Annotated in this window: 9 protein-coding genes and 2 pseudogenes; 9 read left to right on the top strand and 2 right to left on the bottom strand. The window is 69.0% G+C overall.

Annotated features, from left to right (window positions below; genetic code table 11):
- Positions 1-279, top strand: a pseudogene (locus tag AF1_RS33855) (flavoprotein); the annotation flags it as partial.
- Between the two features lie 219 nt (positions 280-498).
- Here AF1_RS33855 and AF1_RS30780 read toward each other — a convergent pair.
- Positions 499-1,416, bottom strand: coding sequence for a hypothetical protein (locus AF1_RS30780; protein WP_131732958.1), 918 nt, complete (start codon positions 1,414-1,416; stop codon positions 499-501).
- Positions 1,417-1,855: 439 nt separating this feature from the next.
- Here AF1_RS30780 and AF1_RS30775 point away from each other — a divergent pair, with 439 nt between their 5' ends.
- The 8 genes and pseudogenes from AF1_RS30775 (at position 1,856) to AF1_RS30740 (ending at position 6,091) form a co-directional block, all read left to right on the top strand.
- Positions 1,856-2,110, top strand: a complete 255-nt coding sequence (locus AF1_RS30775; protein WP_169804068.1) for a hypothetical protein — start codon at positions 1,856-1,858, stop codon at positions 2,108-2,110.
- Positions 2,110-3,126, top strand: coding sequence for an SAM-dependent methyltransferase (locus AF1_RS30770; protein WP_067807391.1), 1,017 nt, complete (start codon positions 2,110-2,112; stop codon positions 3,124-3,126). The genes AF1_RS30775 and AF1_RS30770 overlap by 1 nt, the downstream gene beginning before the upstream one ends.
- Entirely contained in the window at positions 3,123-3,485 is a 363-nt protein-coding gene (locus AF1_RS30765) for a hypothetical protein (protein ID WP_131732956.1), read from the top strand. Before AF1_RS30770 ends, AF1_RS30765 begins: the two co-directional genes overlap by 4 nt.
- A gap of 78 nt (positions 3,486-3,563) precedes the next feature.
- Positions 3,564-3,773, top strand: coding sequence for a BldC family transcriptional regulator (locus AF1_RS30760; protein ID WP_067807387.1), 210 nt, complete (start codon positions 3,564-3,566; stop codon positions 3,771-3,773).
- The gene (locus AF1_RS30755) at positions 3,770-4,705 is read left to right on the top strand and encodes an endonuclease/exonuclease/phosphatase family protein (RefSeq protein WP_131732955.1); all 936 of its coding nucleotides are present in this window, start codon (positions 3,770-3,772) and stop codon (positions 4,703-4,705) included. The genes AF1_RS30760 and AF1_RS30755 overlap by 4 nt, the downstream gene beginning before the upstream one ends.
- Positions 4,706-4,960: 255 nt before the next feature.
- Positions 4,961-5,197, top strand: coding sequence for a hypothetical protein (locus tag AF1_RS30750; protein ID WP_131732954.1), 237 nt, complete (start codon positions 4,961-4,963; stop codon positions 5,195-5,197).
- Between the two features lie 190 nt (positions 5,198-5,387).
- Positions 5,388-5,540: pseudogene (locus AF1_RS34960) on the top strand (ABC transporter ATP-binding protein); the annotation flags it as partial.
- A 2-nt stretch (positions 5,541-5,542) separates the two neighbouring features.
- Complete coding sequence (locus AF1_RS30740; RefSeq protein ID WP_067807375.1) at positions 5,543-6,091, top strand: ABC transporter permease subunit; 549 nt, start codon at positions 5,543-5,545, stop codon at positions 6,089-6,091.
- Here the strand turns inward: AF1_RS30740 and AF1_RS30735 are convergent.
- Positions 6,088-6,519 carry an ATP-binding protein gene (locus AF1_RS30735; protein ID WP_067807373.1) on the bottom strand — a complete coding sequence of 144 codons (432 nt, stop codon included), beginning with the start codon at positions 6,517-6,519 and terminating at the stop codon, positions 6,088-6,090. The genes AF1_RS30740 and AF1_RS30735 overlap by 4 nt on opposite strands.
- Between the last annotated feature and the right edge of the window lie 692 nt (positions 6,520-7,211).

The following is a 7,211-nucleotide window of genomic DNA, read 5'->3' as shown; positions in this document are numbered from 1 at the left end:
CCCGCGACCTTCAACACGATCAACAAGTGGGCGGCTGGCATCGCGGACACATTCGCTGTCGGCTTGCTGTGCGAGTTGATGGGATTTGGGGTGCCGATCGTGGCCGCCCCGCTGCTCAAGGATGCATTGGCTCGGCATCGTGCGTTCGAGGTGAATGTTGAGACGCTGCGTGAGATGGGAGTGCGAGTGCTTTTCAATTCGGCTGCGCCCGCACATGCTCGAATGCCGACCTGGGAAGAAGTCATGGAAGAACTGCACACACTGGTCGGGGACCGGTAGCGCCTATGGCTGGAGTGGTCAGGTGAAGGATGCGCGCAGAGGGATCGGCCAGTTGCGCGGCTCGGTACTGGCCGTGGCTCACGGCTCCCCTTTGGTGGACGTGCTTCCAGTGTCGCTGATGCTCCGGTGACGTGAGGGCGGCCGGCCACCCGCGCGCCCGATCAGGCACCGTGCACCTAAGCAGGGAAATCCTCACACGCTGAACGTGCGGGTCGTGGGCTAGCGCGCGTCGTGACTGTCAGCGGGCATGACGGCCTGCAAGTGTTCACGTGCCTGACAAATCTCAGGTACCCGGGACCAGTGGGTTGACATCCTCAAGATCTCAGTGGCCCGTGTGTTGACCCTGGCCGAAGCGACGAGAGGCAGAGCCCTCGCCAGCTCCATCATGCGATCCGCCGCGAATGCGGGATCTGACGCACGTAGAGCGGTCTGGATCTGACGTCCCAGATACTGGGCTTGGAAGAGTGGCGACCACTGCCCTATGGATTCAGCGGCTTCGCTGAGCAGCGCTCCAGCTTCGCGATAGACGCGAAGCTGACCAAAGCCGATGCCGACATCACCCACCAGGGCGGCTTCCTCGAACGGGGACAGGCCGCCAACCGCGCGTGCCTGGTCGAGCGCGGAACGGGATGCCATCCGCTGACCGGGGATCAGGGCAAGGGACCGACCAAGACGCATGTTCAAGGCTGCGCGCTGACCGTTGGTGACATCTGGAAGCTTCAACCCGCGTTGAGCATAGGCGGCTGCTCGGGAGGGATCGCCTCGGTAAAGGCTGATGCGGCTTAGACCGTCGTATGCCCGCGCCTGAGCATTGTGGGCGCCCGCACGGGTCGCCAGCTCCAGGGAGAGGGCTTCGGCACGGTCCGCGACTCCGAGTTTTCCAGCGTCGTACAGCACCAGTGCCGCCTGGTTCGCCAAGCGGGATGCGGCCTTTTGCAGAGACGGAAGGCAATTATTGTCGCGCACCGCCGTCTCGATGCGTGAGATATGCCCCATGGCAGAGGCTACGAGGGGCATCCCGCCAAGCTCGTACCGGTTCCGAGCCAGCACGCCGGCAAGGGCGGCCACATAGGCCGCGTCCTGGTAGGGCGAGGTCTTGGGAGAGGGGACAAAGATCACTGACGCGGCGGCGGCCATGAACTCCCTACGCTGCACGGGGTCCTCCGCTCTGGGCGATAAGCGCACTTCCCACCCTACGCGGGCAAGTAGGCCAACTGCCTTCGTGAACGTTGTGTCCTTTATGCCCCGCGAGACCTCGGATACCCAAACTTGGGAGACGCCCAGCTCACGAGCAAGGTCCGTCTGACTCCATCCGTTGCTTTCCATGATCGCCTTTAGGGCGTCTGGGAGGGTCCGAACTTCCATCAGGACTCCTATCGCTGTCAGCGATGAGCGCTCTACCGCGTTCCGGGACGTGCCGCGACTATACGGAGCATCACGGACCGTAGCGAGGTCGGAAAGGGCGTGGCGCACGATGCAATCAAGCCAGATGGCGCGAGATGAGTTTGAGCGGCCTGGCGGGCGGTTGATGGCGGCGGTGGGGGCGCGTCGGTTGCATCTGGCGGCGTTGGGTGCGGTGGTCGGGGGGCCGGGGTCGGGGCTGGTGTGCGGGCTGATGGGCTGGCGTGGTGGTGCGCCGGTGCTGAACGTGGGCGGCGCGGCGGACGGCTCGGGGTCGGTGGCGGTGGGCTGCGACCGGGTGGGGGGCCGGTGGTGGTTCGTGCTGGCGGACTCCGGCGAGGGGGTCGTGCCGGTCGATGAGGTCGAGGGCGCTCCGGCGGTGCTGGCGGGCCTGCTGCGGCGCGTGGCCGGGCAGGAGGCGCGGGCGTGATGGCGCGGCGGTTCGACGGCGATGACGGGGCGTCCGGCGGGGCGTTCGATGAGGATTCGGTTGCGGATGTGCTGTGGCGCATCCTGGCCGGAGGGGACTCGGCCGGTCCGGTGCGGGGGGAGGATGGGCCGTGGGACCCCGATGTCCCGTCCCCGGCGCGGATGTACGACGTGTTCCTTGGGGGCAAGGACAACGGGGAGGTCGACCGGGCGGCGGCGGGGCGGGTCGCGGCGGCGGCGCCGTCGGTTCCGCGGGCGGCGCGGGACAACCGGGCGTTCATGCACCGGGTGGTGGCGTGGGCGGCGCGGCATGGCATCGGTCAGTTCGTGGACGTGGGGACCGGTATCCCGACCGAGCCGAACCCGCACCAGATCGCCCGGGAGCACCGTCCGGACGCGGTGGTGGTGGGGGTCGACAACGATCCGCTGGTGCTGGCGCATGATCGGGCGTTGCTGGAGGGGATGCCGATCGTGCGCGGGGACGTGCGCGAGGTGGACGCGCTGATCGCTGATCTTGACGCGTGGATCGACTGGGACAGGCCGGTGGCGGTGCTGCTGATCGCGGTGCTGCACTTTGTCACCGACGCCTGCGACCCGGCGGGGATCGTGCGGGCGTTCACGGGCCGGATGGTGCCGGGCTCGGTGGTGGCACTGTCGCACGGATGCTCGACGGGCGCGGACCCGGCGGCGCTCGCGCAGGTGGAGAAGGTCTATCAGGGTGCCAGCGCACCGGGTGTGGCGCGAACCCGTGAGCAGATCGCGGGCCTGTTCGGGCGGCGGCTGGAGCTGGTCCCGCCGGGGCTGGTGCCGGTGCAGCACTGGCCGCATGAGGTGGGGCCGCTGACCGCGATCCCGGTCCTTGGCGGCGTCGGGATGGTGCCCGATCCGCGGGCGGGCAGGGTGCTGGATCGGGTGGGCCGGGTTGTGCCGAGGTGGCGTGACCCGCTGCGCACCGTCCCGGGCCGGGACGCGTCCGGCTCAGACGGAACCGGTGTCACGGGAGAGTGCGCCCGATGACGAAGCCGGAGACGGGCCGGATGCAACGGGCGCTTGATGTGCTGGTGGAGCGGGCCGGGGACGCCTTGCGGGTGACCAGCGGTGCGGCGGCCGGGCTGACCCTGGCGCAGGTTACGGCGGCGCTGGATTCGGTCCTGGTGGTGTGTGATCTGGTCGGGCGGATGCTCGGGCCGGTCATGGACCGGGTGGAGCAGATCGGCGAACGCGAGTTGACCGAGCGGCCGGGCGAGTCGGGCCGTGCGCTGCTGGAGGACGCGGGGCTGCACCTGTCGTATGGGCGTGACGGGCTGGCGGCGGCTCGGGCTCTGCTGGCGGTGGGGCTCGCGGAAATAGTGAAGGTGGAACAGGGCGAGACGTGAAGTAGCACGGAACGGGGGCCGCAACGGTGAAAGGCCCCCCGCCTGCCGAAGCCACCTTCAACGAGACGGACCCCCCAAGTGAGCAAGACGATCCTGCACGGATGGGACTTCAGCCCTGAGCAGCTTCTCACCCCCGCAGAGGTGGCCAGGATGTTCCGCGTCGATACCAAGACCGTGGCCCGCTGGGCCGATGCCGGGCATTTGGCCTCTGTCCGCACACCGGGCGGTAGGCGGAGGTTCAGCCGCCAGCAGATCGAACATCTGATGCGCGGCGGTGACGCACGATGACGCACTTGCGGCTCAGCTACGTCAACGTCGAACACGGTGGCCGGACCGGCTCCGGATACTCCGCCTACTCCGGCGACGGCGGCCCGTACGACTTCGGCCGGGTCACCGGGATGCTGCACGACGGGGATTGGCCTGACGTCCTGGTGGTGGGCGAGGGCGACCGGTACGAGCTGAACGGGATGGAAGGCGCGTACGAGGCCGCCGCCGCGCTGCGGGAGGCCGGCGGCCCCGCCTATGTCCCGCACCCGTGCTCGCTGCCGCGCGAGGGCGGAATGTTCGCACCCGTGATCTACGTCGACCCGCGCAAGGTCGTGGTGCGCCGGTTCTACGGTCACCGGCTGCCCGACTTCGCCGCCCGCAACCGCAACCTGATGGTGTTCACGCTGCCCGGCCGCACCGACCCGGTCCGGCTGGTGGCCTGGCACGGCGACATCTACAGCGGGGACGACCGGCTGGCCGACGCCCGCCGGTTCGACCGGCTGTCGGCTCCGAACATCCCGTGCGCGCTGCTGGGCGACTGGAACACCGTCCCCAGCGGCCCCGAGTTCGAGCCGACCGACCTGAACACCCCCGGCGTGCACAACCCACGCCAGATCAACTACCGGGTCCAGTGGCAGGGCGGGCCGTCGCTGGCCGGGCCGCATGTTTACGACACGCGGGCGCTGGACGCTCTGTGCGGCTGGTGGAACCCCGCCACGAAGAGACGGGAAGGCGGTTTGGGGTTCAGTCACTCCGCCGAACTGGCGGGGGACTACACCCCGACGCAGGTCGAGCGGCCCAACGGCCGCCAATGCCTGCCGATCGACGCGATCCTGCTCAACGAGCCGCTCGCCGCCGCCTATGTGGCGGGCTCCTACCGCGTCCATGACTTCCGCGACCCCCAGCGGCCCGACTCCGACCACAAGCGCATATCGCTCACCGTCGACATCTGACAGCCCGGACGCCGGGATCGGCCGCAGCGGTGAAGGGCCGCGGGCGCCGGGTCCGTGCCGGGCCGGCGCTGCCACAGGCAATTCCGTCTCAAGCGTCGTCGGCGTGGGGGCCGCTGCCCGGCGCTGCCCGGTACTGTCCCGCGCTGCTCCGGTGCCGGGGTGGCGAACATTAATCGAGTGAGAGGACCAGAGGGTCATATGGGCAGGCGTAGGCGTGCGCAGAAGTGGGACGGCCAGACCGGGAGCGGGCGGCGGGTGAATCAGGATCGAGTGTGCGGTAAGAAGCCGTTCGACACGCGGGAGGACGCCGAAAGGGAGTTGCGGCGCTACCGGCAGAAGCGCGACGCGGACGCGGCGGGATTCCAGCGGCTGCCCACGCAGGTACAGGACTGCGAGATCTGCGGGTGCTTCCACATCACGGGGGCGATGTCCAAGCCCGCCCCGGCGGGGAGGCTGCGGCGGCGGCGCAAGGGCGGAATGGGATGGAAATAGCGGCGTGGGGGTGGCCGGGGGTCATCTCACGGTGTGGTCGATAGGGGTTCGGTCGTGGGTGTGGGTGGTGATGTCGCTGGTTCCGGTGGCGGGCTGGTGCCCGGTGTGGGCGGCGAGGTTCTCGGTCCAGGTGCCAGGCAGGACGACCGGTTGCGCTAGGGGGCTGTCGTCGGAGACGGCAGACGTACAGCTGGTGCGCGGTCTGGCAGCGGAGGGCCGCACGGTGTTCGTGTCGTCCCACCTCATGAGCGAGATGCAGCTCACCGCGGACCGCCTGGTCGTGATCGGCCGGGGGCGGCTGCTCGCGGACGCCTCCATGGCGGAGGTGATCGCGCGGGGTTCCTGGTGCGGTTCGTCGTCCTCGCCCTCGCCATCTTGATGATCACCGGCGAGTACGCGACGGGCAGCATCCGCGCGACGCTCCAGTGGGTGCCGCCGCGCGCCCGGATGCTGGCGGCGAAGACCGCCGTCGCCACGGCGGTCGTGTTCCCCGCCGGGGTGGTGCTGGACCTGGTGGGCACGGCGGTCGTCTGTCCGGTTCTCGGCGAGTGGGGGCGCCTCGACGCCGGGGACGTCGTGCACGACGCGCTGATGACGGGCGTGTATCTGGCGATGATGAGCGCACTGATCCTGGGCGTCGGCGCCATGCTCCGCAGCACCGCGGCAACGATCACTACCGCGTTCCTCTTCGTCCTGGTGCTGCCGATGACGCTGGCGAACACCCGCTCGGACCTGCTGAAGGACGTCGCGGAGGCCCTGCCGAGCAGCGCGGGCCGGCATCTGCCGGCCGGCGACGGCCCCTACCCGGCGGCGACCGCACTGGCGATCGTGGCGGCCTGGACGGCGGCGGCGTTCTGGGGCGGAGCCACCGTCCTGCGCCGGCGCGACGCCTAGACCCAGGCGTCCACGCGGGGGAAGGTGGCCCGGATGGTCCGGGACTCCGGGGTGCCGGTCCAGGACCAGGTGGCGGCGAGGGCGTCCACGGTGAGCAGGCCGCGTCCGCCCTCCGCCAGACCGGCACGGCTCCGCAGGCACGGCTCTCCCGGGCCGCCCTGGTCGGTGACGTAGACGATGACGCCGGCCCCGTCCATGTTGAGGTCGACGGTGAAGCGCCCGCCGTCCTCACCCGACCGGGTGTGCTGGATGGCGTTGACGACCAGTTCGTCCAGGACGAGAAGGACGTCGTCCAGGGCGGGGAAATCGACCAGCAGATGCGCGGCGAACGCCCGGACAAAACGGACTTGTTCGGGTTTTCCGTAAAATTCGCGCCGCCAGTACATCGGCGCCTCGCGCTCAACGGGGATGGACGCGGTAAGCAGCATTGATCACCTCTCGGGACGGTGTGTCATCGCCGTTCCATCTTCTGTAACCGCACGGCTTCGGTCCGGAATAGGACTAAGCCAACGACCCGCTGGACAGCTTGGCACGCCTCCACCCCGAACGTTCATCCCATTTACGTAAACGAACGGAACAGTTCGTCCAGTGGGCGTTCATCTCGGGAACACCACCGGGGCGAACAGCAGATCTCGTTTTGCACGTTCGAGCAATTGACCATCGACAGCATGTTCGAATATCACGCGATCGCACAGAGTTCACCCGCTGATTTCCGGTCGGCGGCGCCTCCGTCCGCCAACCCGGGGTGACCAGCCCGTTCGTCCGCCGGCGACGCCGACCCCCGGGCTTCCAACGCGCTTCGCGGGGTGCTATGGCTGCGGTCCGAGCGGGATCCCCGGGACCAGGTTGGAGGGGGTGGTCTCGCGCATCTCCACCAGGATGCTGTAGGTGCGGCCCAACGATTGCATGATGGTGTTCTCTTCCGCAGCAGTCGGCGAGTACACCGCCGTGATTTGGCGTGCTCCCCGGCCTGAAGGTCGGGGATTCAGTCTGTGCCGCGTGTGCGGCACTTCTGTGGCTTCCTGTTTCACCGGGTCCCGCCCTCCGCTACGCGGAAGGTCTTACGGTCCCTCCACAGGCGTTTAGCCTGTCCGCCCGCCCGGCGGCCAGGATGTTGATC

The sequence above is a fragment of the Actinomadura formosensis NBRC 14204 genome (assembly GCF_001552155.1).
Lineage (GTDB): Bacteria > Actinomycetota > Actinomycetes > Streptosporangiales > Streptosporangiaceae > Spirillospora > Spirillospora formosensis.
This window is presented reverse-complemented; position numbering and strand designations above follow the sequence as displayed.

Coding starts and splice junctions, on each gene's coding strand:
- AF1_RS30755 (WP_131732955.1), top strand. CDS start 3,770: ATGACGCACTTGCGGCTCAGCTACGTCAACGTCGAACACGGTGGCCGG.
- AF1_RS30780 (WP_131732958.1), bottom strand. CDS start 1,416: ATGGCCGCCGCCGCGTCAGTGATCTTTGTCCCCTCTCCCAAGACCTCG.
- AF1_RS30770 (WP_067807391.1), top strand. CDS start 2,110: ATGGCGCGGCGGTTCGACGGCGATGACGGGGCGTCCGGCGGGGCGTTC.
- AF1_RS30765 (WP_131732956.1), top strand. CDS start 3,123: ATGACGAAGCCGGAGACGGGCCGGATGCAACGGGCGCTTGATGTGCTG.
- AF1_RS30735 (WP_067807373.1), bottom strand. CDS start 6,519: ATGCTGCTTACCGCGTCCATCCCCGTTGAGCGCGAGGCGCCGATGTAC.